We start from the raw sequence: 16,210 nt of genomic DNA, 5'->3' as shown, positions 1-16,210 counted from the left end.
GAAGCGGGTCGCATAACCTCGGAGTTCTATAGCCCGGTTGCACAAGCAGGTTCGTACTGTCAGTTCAGTCACCCCAAACCCGACCACCCCAAAGGAGTTCTTGTGAAGAAAGTCGCTGTTGTAGGTTTCGGAGTTATTGGTCAATCGTGGGCACGTCTATTTGCCAAGAACGGACTCGAGGTCACGGTCTCTGACGTTCGTGACGACCTCGACAAGCTCATCTCCCACATCAACGAAGACCTCCCCGACGACGAGCAACTCACAACCGCGCCCCTCGAGGAAGCCGTCAAAGACGCCGACCTCGTTCAAGAGTCCGGCCCCGAACGCGAACAGATCAAAAAAGACCTGTACGCAACCATGACGCAGGCAGCCAAAGACACCACGATCTTCGCTTCTTCGTCCTCGGGCATCCCATCATCCGTCGTCGCACAGGACCTACCCGCTAACGTGGCCGCCCGCATCCTCATCGCCCACCCCTTCAACCCGCCAGAGCTCCTGCCCCTGGTTGAAATCGTGCCCAACGAGCACACCTCGGAAGACGTACTCAACACCGTCACCGACTTCTACACACAACTGGGCAAAGTGCCAGTCCGACTCAACCGCGAAATCCCCGGCTTCGTCATCAACCGCCTGCAGTGGGCCATCATGAAAGAAGCGTCCTACCTGGTCAAACAGGGAATCGTGAACCCCGCCCAGTTGGACACCGCAGTGCGCAACTCAGTGGGTGTGCGCTGGGCATCCGTGGGACCGTTCGAGGCATTCCACCAAGGCTCCGACCACGGCTTCCGCGGCCTAGTGGACCACGTTCTGTCCACCTTTGACTCCTTCGAAACCGAAGCCACCACGTTTGGCGACAACTCCTACACCCCCGTCGTCGACGCAGTCGAAGAATCGTACGGCACCACCGCAACAGAAGAGTCGAAGGTAGCCCGCGACCGCCGCCTCATCGCGATCAGCGATGCGCTGACCAGGGCCGACGGCAACCAACGCCTCGCCGCAGTCACGGAAACCCAGAACCAAGCAGACGACGAAAAATAGCGGCGCGATCAACGCCTCTACCTCAGCCGCTTGGCCAGCTCCTGGAAGTCGCGGTCTGGGTTTCCAAACCGGTGCATGGTCATCGACACGGCCTGTTCGCGCATGTAATACCGTTGCTCAACCCGGCCGCTTACGGTCACCGGATCGGTGACCAGGGTGACGTTGATGTGACGCGCCGCCACCTCAACCAGCTCCTGCGGCACCTCGCCGATCATCCGAACCCGCACACCCATCGGGTCACTCACGGCGTCCAAGCGCGCGGTGAACGTTGCAACGTCGCTGACGTCCACCTCGGGCGCCATCGAACCGTCCTCCACATCCGCGCGAAGCTTTTCAATCACGCCCTTGACCTGCGGAAACACATCCGCGTCCACCGACCACTCGACGGGCGCACCCACCCGCGTAGCCGCGAGCGCACACCGGCGCATCTGTGCCTCCAAGCCGGCTGCCACCTCGGCGGTGTCCCCGGCCCCGGAAATCCCAGCACCCGCGGCCCCTGCGGGAGCCGTGCCCCCAGCTCCTCCAGAAGCCCCCGCACCCACGCGCAGGATCACGGGGCAGGGCCGGTAACGCAGAATGTTCGCCTCGGCTTCAAAGCCGTTGGGGTCGTGCGCCACGCCAAATTCGGTGTCCCACGCCTCCCGGTCGCTTTCCAGCGCCCGGTCTACCCACGCCGAGGTCGCCTCCACTGAGGTCGCCGCCTTGTCTGTCCACGCTCCGAGCATCATGAGGTAATTCGGTCCCCCGGCCTTGGAACCGAGCCCCGCCGTGGATTTCTTCCACCCGCCAAAGGGTTGCCGCTCCACGATGGCGCCAGTGATGGACCGGTTGACGTACAGGTTGCCCGCGTCTACACGGTCCAGCCAGGTTTCGACTTCGGCGGTATCCAGGGAGTGAATCCCTGCCGTGAGCCCGTAGTCCACGGCGTTCTGGAGCTCGATCGCGTGGTCGAGCGAGTCGGCGCGCATGAGCCCCAGCACCGGGCCAAAGCATTCGGTGAGGTGGAAGAACGACCCCGGTTTCACACCAGTTTTCACACCTGGCGACCACAGACGCCCGGAGCCATCCAGCCGCCGAGGTTCAACCAGCCACTCCTCACCCTCCTCAAGCTGGGTGAGCGCGCGCAGGAGCTTATCCGACGCATCGACGGTCAGCGGCCCCATTTCCGCACGCAGATTCGTGGGCACGTCCACCACCAGCGACTGCGCGGCGTCAACCAGTTGCTTCCGATAGCGCTCGGACTCATACACCGAGCCCACCATGATCCCCAACGAGGACGCCGAACACTTCTGGCCGGCGTGCCCAAATGCGGAGTACACCAGGTCGGCCACGGCCAGGTCGCGGTCCGCGGACGGGGTAATCACAATCGCGTTCTTCCCGCTGGTTTCCGCGTTGACCTGCAAACCGGGGCGGAAGGACTTAAACAGTTCCGCCGTTTCCGAGGCACCCGTAAGGATCACCCGGTCGACCGCCTCGTGCCCAATCAGCGCCCGCCCAAGGTCTCCTTCCATCGACGGCGCCAGCTGGAGCGCGGACTTGGGCACCCCGGCCTCCCACAGGCATTCGGCAATGAGGGCGCCGCACCGCGCGACCGCCCCGGCCGGTTTGAGGATCGCCGAGGCGCCCACCGCCAACGCTGCCACCGCACCTCCCGTGGGAATCGCCACAGGGAAGTTCCACGGCGGAGTCACCACGATCACCCGGTCTGGTTCAAAGTGCACACCGTCGCGTTCCTGGATGCGTTCGAGTTCGCACGCCTGCCGCGCGTAGTAGCGGATGAAGTCGATCGCTTCGGAGACCTCGGGGTCGGACTGCGCCAATGTCTTGCCCGCTTCATGCGCCATGACGCTTAAGAACTGCCCGCGTTTGGCGGCGAAAATATCTGCCGCCCGGTCCAAGACTTCGAGCCGTGCTGTGGGGCTCATGGCGCGCCATTCGTGCTGGTCACGGGCGGTTTCAACGCATCGGTTGACGTCCTCAACCGAGGTGAAAGGTTGGGCTTGCGGCTGTTCGTCCAGCCAGCCCGGCGCACTCGACTTCTCCATGAAATCCCGCACCCACGCCTGGTTGACGGGAAGGGAAATGTCGGTGTCGGGTTCGTTGCGGAAGCTGGAGGGAGTGGTGTCCGCGGGGCTGGTATTGGCGGGGCTGGTCTCGCTGGCCCCGGCAGTGCTCCCAGGCTCGCCGACCCCAGCACCTTCCTTCCACCGGTCCTGCTCCCGGTTGGGCGTGGGTGGTTCGCCTTTGGCCAGCAACTCGCCGAGGTCGTCCACAGACGCGCGGAACCTCGCCTCCTCCTTCTGGAAGGCGGGGCTACCGTTGGCGATCTCAAAAATTGAGGCCATGAAGTTCTGTGGTGAAGTGTTTTCTTCAAGCCTGCGCACCAGGTAGCTCACGGCGGCGTCGAACTGATCGGGATGGACGGCCGGCACGTACAGCAGCAGGTCACCCACGTCAGCGGAGATCACCTCGGCCTGTTTGGTAGCCATCCCCTGCAACATCTCAAACTCAACGCGGTCCGTGAGCCCCCGAGCCACGCTGAGCTCATGCGCGAACGCGATGTCGAACAGGTTGTGCCCGGCGACCCCTAAGCGCAGTCCCGAGGTGTTTTCCGGGGTGAGCGTCCAGTGGAGGATGCGTTTGTAGTTGGCGTCGGTGGCCTGCTTACTGGGGTTGACGGTGAGCGGCCAGTTGGCGAGTTCCGCGTGGACGCGCTCCATGGCCAGGTTCGCGCCCTTGACCAGGCGCACTTTGATTTCCGCGCCACCAGCCTCAACACGCGTTCGCGCAAATTCGCTCAAGCGCTGAATCGCAGGCAGGGCGTCCGGGAGGTACGCCTGAATGACGATCCCGGCTGACAACTGATGGAACTCTTCTTCCGACAGCAGTCGCATGAACACATCGATCGTGAGGTTGAGGTCGTTGTACTCCTCCATGTCGAGGTTGATGAACTTGGCACCTCGGGCCGCCTCTTCCTCACTCCCCGCCTGCTCCATTGCCTGCCGGTACAGTGGGCGCAACCGGTCCACAACGTAGGTGACTGTTTCGTCATAGGACCACATGTTGATGCGACTGGCCACGGACGACACCTTGATGGACACGTAGTCCACATCGTCACGGGCCAGCAGATCGTGAGTCTGTTCTAAGTGGTTGTCGGCCTCTTCTTCACCCAGGACAGCTTCACCCAGCAGGTTGATGTTGAGCCTGTGGCCGCCACGTTTCAGGGTGGCCACGGTTTTGCCGAACTGTTCCGGGCGCGCATCCACCACCATGTGCCCCACCATGTTGCGTAGCCGGGCGCGAGCTGCGGGGATGACGAGGTCGGGCATTGTGGTGGCGAGCGCAGCACCTGCCTGGATCTGCGCGCGGTCCGCAAGCGACATACTCTCAGGCGTCAGGCGGGCCACTTCCGTGAGTGCGCGCGCAGCCGCTTTGGTGTCTTCGATCCGGATGACTCGGTCCACAAAACCGCTGGTGAACGGCAACCCGTTGAGGTCAGACAGCACGGCGGCCAGGCGCTGTTCTTGTTTGAGCGCTTGGGTGCTTGCGTTCCGAGGTGAAGACCGCCGAGGTGACCCGGAGTTAAGTGACTGGCCGGACTTGGCGGCGAGCCAGCCGGACTTGGCTGGTTTCGCCGGTTTCGCTGTGGACAGTCGCAACCAGCGGCGCACCCGGTCAACGGCTTTGTTTGCGAGTTCGTCCAGGTCTGTGGTTGTGGCTCCGCCAAGTTCCCTGTTGGCTTCACTATTGGCGTGATCAGTTGGGACCTTGTGTGGGTCGCGCGGCATGTTTGGAGCGTGGTTCACAGTGCATCCTAACTGGGTCACTCACCCCGTTGAGCACCGCTCATGGGTAGGTCCTACCAGCTGTTTGGCCAGCAGTCCTACCTGCGAGGTAAGCCTCCCGTATGTCGTTGATTCGCCATTAAATCGTGTGCCCGAACGTTCGGTTATCGTTCGGTTCTCCCAGGCTACCCCTCAAACGGCGCAAAGCGAGCGAAACTACGCATTGTATTGCGCAGTTTCGCTCGTTTTGCGCGGTTTCACCCACACTCCACCACCAAAAACCTAGCCGCGCTGGTAGCGTCAGAACTGGCATTGGACTGTATATAGGAGTAGCCATGACAACCCTGTCCGACCGTTCAATCATCATCACTGGCGCTGGTTCCGGAATCGGGCGAGCAATCGCCCAAGAAGCCGCCGCAGCGGGCGCCCACATCATCGTTTCAGACCTCAACCAAGACACCGCTAACGAAACTGTCGAACTCATTCAGCGAGCCTCCGGGCACGCAACCGCCGTCGCTGGTGACGTCTCCTCGCCCGAGGTCGTCGACCAGCTGGTAGCTGCTGCCACCTCGGCGGGCCCCCTTTTAGGGCTGGTCAACAACGCCGGAGTCATGGACGACTTCGCAGGTGCCGCGGAAACCACCGACGCCACGTGGGAACTGTGCATGCGCGTCAACGTGACTGCACCGTTCATGTTGACCCGCGCGGTTCTTCCGCACCTGCTGGAGGCCGGTAAGGGTTCGATCGTGAACATGGGCTCCGAGGCCGGCCTGCGCGGAGGTGCCGCCGGAGCTGCGTACACGTCGTCGAAGCACGCGCTCGTGGGACTTACCAAGTCCACGGCGTTCCAGTACGCGCGCCAAAATGTGCGCGTCAACGCGATCATGCCCGGCGGCGTGGAAACCAACATCATCGAAACGGACTATTCCAAGCTCAACCAGGCGGGTCTCGCCGTCATGGGGCCACTGCACCAGACAGCAACCCGCATGGCGCAGCCTAGCGAAATTTCGGCTCTGGCAGTGTTCCTCTTGTCAGATGCGGCCTCGAACGTCAGCGGCGCAATCATTCCATGTGACGCAGGCTGGTCCGCGGGGTAAAGCCTCAGACGGCGCAAACGCCCAACGAAAAACTCAAGCCCGGCACATCACGTGCCGGGCTTGAGCTTTTATCTAAAGATCAGTGCAGATCAGTGCTCGTCGTAGTGACCTTCGTGTTCTGCGTGGCGGTGTCCGTCGTGAACGTAGTCAACGTGGTCACCGTGCTGAACGGCTTCGTGGCCACAGTTTTCACCGTGCTTGTGGTCTTCAACGGTGTGTTCTGCATGCTTGTGTTCGGTTCCAGCGGTCATGACTGCCTCCATGTGGTCAGTTACCTATGTCAGCTCGGACGAGCTGTTCTCACGCCTCAATTCTTGCACACTTATAAGCGCATAGCAATATGTTTATGAAAAAACGTCGCAGACCCCCACTCCTACCCACTCAACAGGCCCTTAAGATGAATGTGGTCCAGTGGGAGGAGCAGGCATGACGGTTGATGTCCACACTGCAATTGAACAGCTCGAAGATGAGCTCGCGAGCTCGCATCTTGATTCAGCGCACCTCGATGTCATTAATAGTCTTGCTAAACAGATTCCCACCCACGAACTGACGCGCCTGGTCAGCAACCGACCCATCGTGCAGTCGGCCGTACTGTTCCGGGTGCTTAAAAAAGATGAAGCCCTTGCCGTCTTCGAAAACCTCCCGCCCAGCTACCAGGCTGACTTAATCCAGGCGCTCCGCGGCCCCGATGTCGCCGAAATCATCGAAGGTCTGGACCCTGACGACCGCGCCGAACTCTTTGGCGAACTCCCCGCAATCGTCGTGAAGTCCATGATGAAGGGGCTGTCACACGACGAACGCACCAAGACCTCGATTGTGTTGGGCTACCCGCGTGAGGCGATCGGCCGTTACATGTCACCTGAGGTCCTGTCGCTCCACGACGACTGGGACGCCCGCCGCGCCTTAGAGGTTGTGCGGGAACGCATTCACGAACCAGAAACTGTGTACCTCCTGCCCGTCCTCGCCCGAGGTCGCACCCTAGCTGGCGTTGTGTCCTTGCGTACGTTGGTGGGGGCTTCACCTGATACACCAGTCACTGAGTTGATGCGTGAACCGTCGTCCGTTGAGGCCATGACTGACCGTGAAGATGCGGCGCGTAGCTTCTTGGATCAGCGGCTTATTGCAATGCCTGTGGTTGACGCTGAGAACCGCCTTTTGGGCATCCTGACCATGGATGACGTTCTTGACATTATTGACGAGGAAGACGCCGAGGACGCCGCCCGCGGATCTGGTTCGGAACCTTTGGACCGGTCCTACATGTCCTCGACCATTATGCAGATCGTTAAGAGCCGTATTGTGTGGCTGTTGGTGCTAGCTGTTTCAGCCGTCCTGACTGTGCAGGTCCTTGACCTGTATGAGGACCGCCTGTCTCAGGTGGTTGCCCTGGCTCTGTTCATCCCGCTGCTCACGGGTACTGGTGGGAACGCTGGTAACCAGGCAGCGACCACGGTGACGCGCGCGTTGGCCGTTGGCGAGGTGCGTGTACGTGACCTGATGATGGTGATGTGGCGCGAGGTCCGCGTGGGCGCTTCCCTGGGACTGGTGCTGGGAAGTCTGGGGTTCCTGATTTCTGGCGCCATTTACGGGTTCCAGCTGGGTTCCGTCATTGGGCTCACCCTGCTGTGTATCTGCACGATGGCCGCGTCCGTGGGCGGGCTCATGCCCATCCTGGCGAAGAAAGTTGGCGCCGACCCGGCCGTTTTTTCCAACCCGTTCATTTCGACATTTTGTGACGCAACGGGCCTCATCATTTACTTCACGATCGCTACTGTAAATTTGGGCCTGCACTAGTAACGTCGCGCCCGTACTCACCAACCCGCGCTAACCCGCCCACACTGACCCAACCCAGGAGGAAACCGTGAAACAACTGCACAACAGCGAACTCGTTCATTTTGGGTCGGATAACTACGCGGGAGCCCACCCCGAGGTGCTCGAGGCTCTACGTGTCGCCTCGGGCGGGCACGTGCCTGGGTACGGTGAGGACCCGTACACCCAGCGGTTGCGTGAGTGGGCACGCGAAACCTTCGGGCCTAATGCCCTCATCTTCCCAGTGTTCAACGGCACGGGCGCCAACGTCGTGTCGCTTGCCGCTCTCAACCCCAGGTGGGGGCATGTAATCGCGGCACCGTCGGCACACATCAACACCGATGAAACCGCGGCCCCTGAGTCTTCTGCCGGCCTCAAGGTTAAGCCTGCACCCGCCGTTGACGGCAAGCTCACCCCCGAGGCCGTCACCAGCACCCTGTCCAGCCGGGATTTCATTCACGAGGCCCAAACGACCTCGGTCAGCGTGTCCAACTCCACTGAGTTGGGCACCGTCTACCAGGTGGAGGAGTTCCGGGCCATCGCCGAGGTGGCCCACACCTCGGGCCTGTCTGTCCACCTTGACGGCGCACGGCTTGCGTGCGCGGCGGCCGCCACGGGGGCCGGGCTGGAGGAGCTGACTCGCGGCGCGGACGTGATCTCGCTGGGCGCGACGAAGAATGGCGCCTTGGGTGCAGAAGCGGTTGTGGTGCGCAATCCCGAGGCGGTTTCCGGGATTCAGTATTTGAATAAGTCGTTGTTGCAGTTACCGTCGAAGGCGCGCTTCATTTCAGCACAGTTGCTGGCCCTGTTCGATGGGGACCTGTGGTTGCGCAACGCCGAGCACGCGAACGCACAGGCCGCGAAGTTGGCGAAGGGCCTCATGGATGCTGGTTTTGACGTGCCGGTGAAGACGCAAGCGAACGCGGTGATTGCCAGCGTTGAGCCTGTAGTGGTAGAGCGCGTGCTGGCGCAGGGCGTGATTTTTTATGCGTGGCCGTTTGTGGAAAACGGGATTCGCCTCATGACCGCGTGGGACACTCCAGACTCTGCAATTGACGAGCTGATCAGCACTTTTGTAGCTGCCCGGGGGTAAGGACATCATGTCAGCACAGAATCAGCCAATTCACCAGTCCACGCCCATGTTTCACAGCTTCGAATCTTGGGAAGAGCAACCGCTTGAGAACAAGTGGGTCTACACGTTTGACACACGAAACTTCTACCAGCTCAAAAGCGCGTCACAGATCATGGATTTGATTCAGGGTCTGCGGCACGACGAATTCCTGACCGTGGAGAACGTCCAAGACCCATCGCACTTCACTCAATGCAAGCGTCAGGACAGCGGATTTATGGCTGAAGCGGCCATGCCCCACCAGCTCACCGGCTTTGGAGACAGCCCTGAATGTCTAGTTGTTTCCATGGCCACGTGCTACCAAATCATGTCCCACTATGTGACCACCAACGGGAGCGCACCAGCGTTTGAGTCGCTGTACACGTTCCCCATCGAAACGTATTAGCCACAAAAAGTGGGTTGTAGCGGCGTCACTGCGAGTGACCGGTCGCTACAACCCACCTGTATGGCACTACCTGTGTGCCTTGGCTGAACTACGCCGTTGTTGGCTTAGGCCTTGACAAGCTCTACGTCGATTTCCAGGTTGACCTTGTCTGCGACCAGCAGGTCGCCGCCTGGCATGGTGGCGCTGAAGCTCATGCCAAAGTCCTTGCGGTTGATCTTCGCGGTTGCTGATACACCGGTGATCTGGTTGCCGTTAGGGTCTTCGTTTGCACCCAGGAATTCGGCGTCGAAGACGACTTCTTTTGTCACACCAAGCAAGGTGAGCTCGCCCTTGAGCGTGAACTCTGAGCCGTCGAAGTCTTCCACGGAGGTGGATTTGAACACGATTTCTGGGTGCTCTTCGGTCTGGAAGAAGTCACCGGACTTCAGGTGCTCGTCGCGTGTCTCGTTTCCGGTGTTAATGCTTTTTGGGTCTGCAGTTGCGGTAACGGACAGGGACTCGAACGTGTCGCCCAGGGTCGCGGACCCAGCGATGACGTCGAACTTTCCGCGAGTCTTGGAAACCCCACCGTGGCGAACAGTGAATCCGATTGTCGAGTGAGCGCCATCAATGTTCCACGTGCCTGCAGAGAGTCCTTGAGGTAGCGAAGTCATGTGTACATCCCCCTAAGTAGTTGAAAGTTGTACTATTTATTCTAACGACCCTCAGGCCAAAGCGAAAGAGCATAGAGAAGAATCTGAATGTGTCTCTCATCACGTCATTGAGAAAGATACGTGCTATATCTGGAAAATGCTCGGCGCGCCCGAGGCCTCAGACTGATGACGCGACGAAGATAACCGAACACTCCCCCATCCCCGCAGTTAGCAGAAGGTGATCGCATGTCGACAGCGCAGTCAGCAACCGAAAAACCAATCAAGACCAGCATTCCCATCCGCATGCACGACATGCCGTGGTCACGATTCCACTGGATGGTCATTGTTGGTCTAGGCACCGCATGGATTCTCGACGGTGTTGAAGTCCAGATCGTCGCAGCTGGAGGTTTCGAATCCTCACTGAACATGACCACCCTGCAGGTCACGTTTGCTGCGACCATCTATTTGCTTGGCCAAGTCACGGGAGCGCTCTTATTTGGGCGGCTCACAGACACGGTGGGGCGCAAGAAGATGTTTGTGCTCACGCTTTTCCTCTACCTTGGGGCGTCACTGATCTGTGCGGCATCCCCAGCCCCCTGGTTCTTCTACATTTTCCGGTTTCTTGCCGGCATGGGAATCGGCGGTGAGTACTCCGCCGTCAACTCGGCAATCGACGAACTCATCCCCGGAAAACACCGCGGGCGCGTAGACCTGGCCATTAACGGAACCTACTGGCTAGGTGCCGGTATCGGTGCCGCCGTGAGCAGCGTGTTCCTCAACGAAGGGTACTTCGACCAAAACATCGGGTGGCGCCTCGCGTTCCTGGTGGGCCCAATCCTGGGGCTGGGAATCATCTACCTGCGCCGTCACATTCCGGAAAGCCCCCGCTGGTTGGCAAAGCACGGCCGCGAAGAAGAAGGCGAAAAGATTGTGCAAGCCATTGAGCAGGAGGTCAAGGAATCAGGACGTGAACTCCCAAAGCGCACCAAGGACGACTACATTTGGCTGCGCCGCACTGAAGGCCTGAACTTCAAACAACTCATCTGGGTATTCTTCAAGCTCTACCCCACGCGCACAGTGTTGGGCGCGACCCTGATGATCACGCAAAGCTTCCTCTACAACGCCATCTTCTTCACGTACTCGTTGGTCCTGCAAAACTTCTATGACTTAAAAGCCTCCGAAGCCGCGCTGTACTTCTTCCCGTTCGCACTAGGAAACCTGTTAGGCCCCATTCTGCTTGGCCCCCTCTTTGACACAGTTGGGCGCAGGAAGATGATCGCCGGGTGCTACAGCATCTCCGGTGTGGTGTTGGCGGTCTCGTCACTCATGTTCGTCAACGACATGCTCAACCCGCTCACCCATACACTGTTCTGGTGCGTATCGTTCTTCTTCGCATCCGCAGGAGCCTCCGCGGGATACCTGACAGTGTCTGAAATCTTCCCCCAGGAAGTACGCGGACAAGCAATTTCATACTTCTTCTCGATTGCCCAAATCGCAGGTTCGCTAGGTCCCGTCTTGTTTGGTGTCCTCATTGGTGAAGGAACCTCACGCGAACCCATGATGTGGGGCTACCTCTTAGCCACCGGAATCATGCTTATAGGTGCGGCAGTCGCTGCCGTGTGGGGTGTCGACGCTGAAGGCAAGTCGCTTGAAGAAATCGCACCACCACTGATCGAATTCGACGAAGATGGTAACGAGATCTCACACCTGCCCAAATAAGTTTCACGAAAGGGAAAACAATGACAACGGACCCTCGCTCACATGACGTTCAACCTGAAGTAGAGGACACCTCGGAACCACCTGCCACGGGAGTCCCTGACGAATCCCGCGAATACGTGGTGGTTGTGGGGGTTTCAGACACGTCCAATTCGCCCAAAGCGCTGGCGTGGGCAATGGATATGGTCCGCGCCCGAGGTGGCCGCCTGATCGCTGTTCGCGCATCTACCGCTGGTGGCGGGTTCAATGCGTACGCCTCACCGCCCACCACCGGTCGCAGGCCCTTGGAGCCAGAAGTGGCGAAACTGAAAGCCGATGTGATTTCCGTTCTTGGCGCAGAAGCCGTAGAAGGCCCCGAGTCCGTGGTTGACGTGCACGTTTTCCGTGGCGAAACCTCAAGGGTGCTGCGCAACGTGAGTAAGAACGCCAGCTTGTTGGTACTCGACGCTCCCCGCAACCCCGTAACCCAACCACTGTTGGCACCGCGGGTGGTGTACAACGTGGACTGCCCAGTGGTGATGATGCCACCCACCATTTCTGGGGACCGCCCAAGTCGTTGGTTGCGGGCGTTTGACTCGATGGGTCGGGCGATTGCGCGAGGCACCGGCACCGCCGGCCGTCCCGGATTGGGCGGTCACCTCTAGGCCACCGTCCCGGAACGGGTGCACCGTCCCGGAATCGGCGGGCGTTTCTCGGTGCAGTTGCTCCTCGTGGCACAATAGTCGGAACTTCCGTGTCCACAGTCAGAGGAATGCCCACATGCACGACCGCATCACGCTCCGGTTTCTTGCCGCCCCCACAGATGAAACCAAAGACGGTTCAAGCATCCAGGCGGGCCGAGTTCTCGAGTGGATCGACAAAGCCGGGTTCGCGTGTGCGGCCGGGTACAGCGAGCGCTACTGTGTCACCGCATACGTGGGAAACGTGCACTTTTCACAGCCCATCCGGCCTGGTGCGTTGGTGGAAGCCTCGGCCCGGATCATCTACACGGGGCGTACCAGCATGCACGTGTTGGTCACGGTGGAATCGGCCAATCCGCGCACGGGTGAGTTCGCGCTAGCAACGCACTGCCTGCTGGTGTTTGTGGCTATGGACGATGACCGCAAACCGGTGGAGATCCCCCAATGGCGCCCACGCACACGTGAAGACGAAGAGCTTTCGCAAGACGCTTTAGAACGCATCGAAGCGCGCAAGGCCATTCACCACGTCACGCTCGCGCAAACGTTCAGCGATGAGGGCACAACGCCTAAGCTGACCCTGCGGTTCTTGGCGAACCCGACAGACGTGAACTGGGGTGGCAACGCACACGGTGGAATTGTCATGCGCTGGCTGACCGAATGTGCACAGACTCTGTCCACCAGTTTTGTTGGACAACCCACGGTGTGTGTGTACACCGGTGGCGTGCATTTTCACGGCCCCGTTCACATTGGTGATGTTGTTGAAGTCGACGGGCGGATCATCCACACCGGCCCGCACTCAGTGCACATTTCCTTGCGTGTGCGTTCTGCCAACCCACGCGATATGAAGTTCAGGCTTACCACACGTTGCACCATGATTTTTGTGCACGTCAACGAACTGGGCAAAGCCAGCGAGGTGCCTCAGCTGGAACTCACAAGCGAAGAAGACCGGCTGTTGGACGCTCACGCCGTGGACCTGGTTGCTCGTCGCCAACGCCTCCCCCACCTGCCGCTACCCAAGCGGTGACCGTCGCCGAGGTGGGGCTCGGGTCGCCGAGGTGAGGCACCAAAGTGTCTGACACCTCGGGACGGTTGCGCTGACAGTTCTAGTCGTCCGCGACGACGGTGCGGGTTTGCGGTTCGTCTTCTTCTGGTTTGCGCACAAAAACCGACAGCACAACGGCCACGAGCGCTGCGATCATGGCGATGCGGAAAGCAGAGTGCGCTCCCGGTTCACCGGCTTGGACAGCGGTCAGTCCGGCGGTTGTTCCCGAGTGAAGCGTGGCCGAGTACACGCCAATGAGCATCGCGGTCCCGGCGGCTCCGGCCACTTGTTGCAGTGTGTTGAGCACTGCTGAACCGTGCGAATACAAGTACCGTTGCAAGGACCCCAGGGATGCAGAGAACAGCGGGGTGAAGGATCCGGCTAGACCAAGCGCCATGACGATCTGCGTGGTTACGATCCACCACACAGGGGTTTGCGCGCCCACGGTCGAGTACGAAAGCAGGGCGCCTGCAACGAAGATGGTGCCGGGGATCAGTAGGATCTTAGGCCCGCGAGCGTCGTAGATGCGTCCCATGACCGGTCCCAGCAGACCCATCAGAATTGAACCGGGCAACATCACCAGACCGGACTGGGTGGCTTTCAGCCCCACAACAGACTGCAGGTACAGGGGTAGCAACGAGAACGTTCCGAACATGGAAAGTGCGATGATCGCCATGATGGCCACGGACACCACGAAGTTGCCAGACAAGAACACGCGCAGGTCCAGCAGTGCACCGTTGCGTTTTTGCAGGGACAGCTGACGCAAAACGAACAGCACCAAAATCACAAGGCTGGCGCCAAGAATCGTCCATGTTCCAACAGGTGAGGAGAAGAACCCGCCCAACGCTGCCACACCGGAGCCACCGGAGGCAGATTCAGGTGAGGACACCTCGGCGGCGGAACCGCCCTTTGCGAACTGATTGAGCGCAAACACGATCCCGCCAAACGCGAACGCGGACAGCCCCACGGAGAGCACGTCGATGGGCGCGGTGGTGGTCTCACCCAGGTTGGCGAGCCAGCGCCAGCCCAGGATCAGCGAGACAAGAGCGATGGGCAGGACGATGCCAAAAAGCCAGCGCCAGCCCAGGGTGTCCAGCACGATGCCAGACATGGTGGGGCCCAGGGCGGGGGCCAGGGAAATGACCATGCCGACTCGGCCCATCATGCGTCCGCGCTGGTGAGAGGGCACAACCTCCATCATGGTGGTCATGAGCAGGGGCATCATGATGCCGGTTCCGGAGGCTTGGATGATGCGTCCGATCAGGAGCGGGAGGAAGCCGTGGGACAGCATACATACGGCGGTTCCCAGGGCGAAGAGGCTGGCGGCGGCCAGGAACACTTGGCGGGTGGTGAAGCGTTGGATGAGGAACCCGGTGGTTGGGATCACCACTGCCATGGTGAGCATGAATCCGCTGGTGAGCCACTGGCCTTGTTCAGGTGGGATGCCCAGGGCTTCGTTCAAGGTGGGAATGGCGATCGCCATCGTGGTTTCGTTGAGGATCGACACGAACGCGGCGACGAGAAGTAGCCAGATGGCACGCATTCCGGCAGGGTCGATCGCATCGCTGCCCTGGTTGGAGTGATTATTGGAGTGACTGCGGTCAGGGCCGGATGAGTTGTTTTGACGACGCGAAAGCACAAACAAACTCTACGCCACCGGAGACTTGGTCACTGGGTGATGCTCAACACGCGCGAAACCCGCACCACTTACGCGCGTGAAAACGCAAGCAGCGCGGACGCTGGAGGACTCTGAGCATGTTTTCATCAATGGTCCCTGCTAACGACCTCCCGCCACAGGAGTAGCTTCGCAATTACGAGGTTATTGCGATTAGCGCGTCATCGCTGGTAAGGGAGGTCGCTACTGTTCGGCACCGGTTCAGGGTGGTCGATCACGTACTGCACGGATGCCGCCTCGATAGCCTTGATCGCATTCTCGTCAAGGAGCCCCCGCCTCAACGTCGCGATGGCTGTGGGGTGGGTTCCGACGATGTCCAACCAGGTATCGCACATAGCCCGGTAGTCGTCGTCCCAATTCCCGCCGCCGTTGTTGAACAGCTCGCCGCCGATCCTGCCCGCGATGCGCACCACTTCACCCTGCACGGTCTCTGCTGGCCCACCCATGGGCACTAGGTAATCCCACAGCCACGAGAACTGTTTCCGCACCGGAAGGTCAGGGACCTCGATGCGGCTGGTTCCATCGTGCGGTTCGATCAGTTGCACTGGCGGCACTCCGGAGAGCCGGTACAGTTCCGCCATAGCGGCGTCGACGGCTCGGGTCCCGTCGGTGTTCTCCTTCCTCAATCGTGCGGTCTGGGCATGTTCCTTACCGAACTGTGCGACGAAGCGGCGGCCCTCGTCGGTTAGGTGCGCGCCGGCGTCGAGCAGGAAGGACAGGGTCTCCAGTATGGAAGGTAGGTTGTAGCCTTCGTAGGACTGAGCCACAGCCTTATCAGCTGCGGTGTACTCGTGTGGCCATTCGAGGGCGTGGATGTTGGCGCCGTACTCAAGGAGCAAACGTACGGCTTCGACGCGGCACGAGTGCGCCGCGATCATGAGCGGTAGGTGCCTGCTTTCAGGATTGGGGTTGGCGCCGAGCTCCAGCAACAGCTGCATACGTGACTGCATACGTGGGGTGTCCCAGTCGCTCGCGGCGGCAGCCAGCGGCGTGTAGCCGAAGTGGTCCTGAATATCGATGTCAAGACCCTGCTCGACCAGCCACCGCACCAACTCTGGCGGGGATTTAACCAACGCGAGCGCTGTTCGCTTGTAGTACCCGGTGGTCGCCTCCAACAAGCAGGTGTCGTAGACCGCTTTCATCGCATCGAGGTCCCCGCCTTCGAGGATCTCAGTGAAGTTCGCCGGGAGGGTTTTACGCTTGTAAGCCATACGGTGATGTTACA

Annotated in this window: 13 protein-coding genes; 8 read left to right on the top strand and 5 right to left on the bottom strand. The window is 60.3% G+C overall.

The window, feature by feature from the left end; genetic code table 11:
* The first annotated feature begins 102 nt into the window (after positions 1-102).
* Positions 103-1,038 carry a 3-hydroxyacyl-CoA dehydrogenase NAD-binding domain-containing protein gene (locus tag HMPREF0183_RS10850; protein ID WP_005886033.1) on the top strand — a complete coding sequence of 312 codons (936 nt, stop codon included), beginning with the start codon at positions 103-105 and terminating at the stop codon, positions 1,036-1,038.
* A 17-nt stretch (positions 1,039-1,055) separates the two neighbouring features.
* Here the strand turns inward: HMPREF0183_RS10850 and HMPREF0183_RS10845 are convergent, their stop codons facing one another.
* Positions 1,056-4,826, bottom strand: a complete 3,771-nt coding sequence (locus HMPREF0183_RS10845; RefSeq protein ID WP_005886031.1) for a proline dehydrogenase family protein — start codon at positions 4,824-4,826, stop codon at positions 1,056-1,058.
* A 332-nt stretch (positions 4,827-5,158) separates the two neighbouring features.
* Between HMPREF0183_RS10845 and HMPREF0183_RS10840 the strand changes: the two genes are divergently transcribed.
* Positions 5,159-5,920 carry an SDR family NAD(P)-dependent oxidoreductase gene (locus tag HMPREF0183_RS10840; RefSeq protein ID WP_005886029.1) on the top strand — a complete coding sequence of 254 codons (762 nt, stop codon included), beginning with the start codon at positions 5,159-5,161 and terminating at the stop codon, positions 5,918-5,920.
* Positions 5,921-6,009: 89 nt separating this feature from the next.
* On the opposite strand, the gene HMPREF0183_RS10835 is transcribed toward HMPREF0183_RS10840, so the two are convergent.
* Positions 6,010-6,171, bottom strand: a complete 162-nt coding sequence (locus HMPREF0183_RS10835) for a hypothetical protein (protein WP_040349055.1) — start codon at positions 6,169-6,171, stop codon at positions 6,010-6,012.
* A gap of 175 nt (positions 6,172-6,346) precedes the next feature.
* On the opposite strand from HMPREF0183_RS10835, the gene mgtE reads away from it, so the two are divergent.
* From mgtE to HMPREF0183_RS10820, 3 genes are all read left to right on the top strand, one after another.
* Positions 6,347-7,711 (top strand): magnesium transporter, encoded by a 1,365-nt coding sequence (gene mgtE / locus HMPREF0183_RS10830; RefSeq protein ID WP_005886025.1) that lies wholly within the window; start codon positions 6,347-6,349, stop codon positions 7,709-7,711.
* A gap of 67 nt (positions 7,712-7,778) precedes the next feature.
* Positions 7,779-8,819, top strand: a complete 1,041-nt coding sequence (locus HMPREF0183_RS10825) for a threonine aldolase family protein (RefSeq protein ID WP_005886023.1) — start codon at positions 7,779-7,781, stop codon at positions 8,817-8,819.
* 7 nt (positions 8,820-8,826) lie between these two features.
* Positions 8,827-9,240, top strand: coding sequence for a hypothetical protein (locus HMPREF0183_RS10820; protein WP_005886021.1), 414 nt, complete (start codon positions 8,827-8,829; stop codon positions 9,238-9,240).
* Between the two features lie 104 nt (positions 9,241-9,344).
* On the opposite strand, the gene HMPREF0183_RS10815 is transcribed toward HMPREF0183_RS10820, so the two are convergent.
* Positions 9,345-9,893: a YceI family protein gene (locus tag HMPREF0183_RS10815; protein WP_005886018.1), complete on the bottom strand. Its 549-nt coding sequence runs from the start codon at positions 9,891-9,893 to the stop codon at positions 9,345-9,347.
* A 225-nt stretch (positions 9,894-10,118) separates the two neighbouring features.
* On the opposite strand from HMPREF0183_RS10815, the gene HMPREF0183_RS10810 reads away from it, so the two are divergent.
* The 3 genes from HMPREF0183_RS10810 (at position 10,119) to HMPREF0183_RS10800 (ending at position 13,292) form a co-directional block, all read left to right on the top strand.
* On the top strand, positions 10,119-11,591 hold the full coding sequence (locus HMPREF0183_RS10810; RefSeq protein WP_005886016.1) for an MFS transporter: 1,473 nt from the start codon (positions 10,119-10,121) through the stop codon (positions 11,589-11,591).
* Between the two features lie 20 nt (positions 11,592-11,611).
* Positions 11,612-12,232: a universal stress protein gene (locus HMPREF0183_RS10805; RefSeq protein ID WP_005886014.1), complete on the top strand. Its 621-nt coding sequence runs from the start codon at positions 11,612-11,614 to the stop codon at positions 12,230-12,232.
* A gap of 115 nt (positions 12,233-12,347) precedes the next feature.
* Positions 12,348-13,292: an acyl-CoA thioesterase gene (locus HMPREF0183_RS10800; protein WP_005886011.1), complete on the top strand. Its 945-nt coding sequence runs from the start codon at positions 12,348-12,350 to the stop codon at positions 13,290-13,292.
* A 79-nt stretch (positions 13,293-13,371) separates the two neighbouring features.
* On the opposite strand, the gene HMPREF0183_RS10795 is transcribed toward HMPREF0183_RS10800, so the two are convergent.
* The gene (locus HMPREF0183_RS10795) at positions 13,372-14,949 is read right to left on the bottom strand and encodes an MDR family MFS transporter (protein WP_005886008.1); all 1,578 of its coding nucleotides are present in this window, start codon (positions 14,947-14,949) and stop codon (positions 13,372-13,374) included.
* A gap of 197 nt (positions 14,950-15,146) precedes the next feature.
* Positions 15,147-16,196 (bottom strand): ankyrin repeat domain-containing protein, encoded by a 1,050-nt coding sequence (locus HMPREF0183_RS10790; protein WP_005886004.1) that lies wholly within the window; start codon positions 16,194-16,196, stop codon positions 15,147-15,149.
* Positions 16,197-16,210 lie beyond the last annotated feature (14 nt).

It is taken from the genome of Brevibacterium mcbrellneri ATCC 49030, assembly GCF_000178455.1.
Taxonomy (GTDB): domain Bacteria; phylum Actinomycetota; class Actinomycetes; order Actinomycetales; family Brevibacteriaceae; genus Brevibacterium; species Brevibacterium mcbrellneri.
This window is presented reverse-complemented; position numbering and strand designations above follow the sequence as displayed.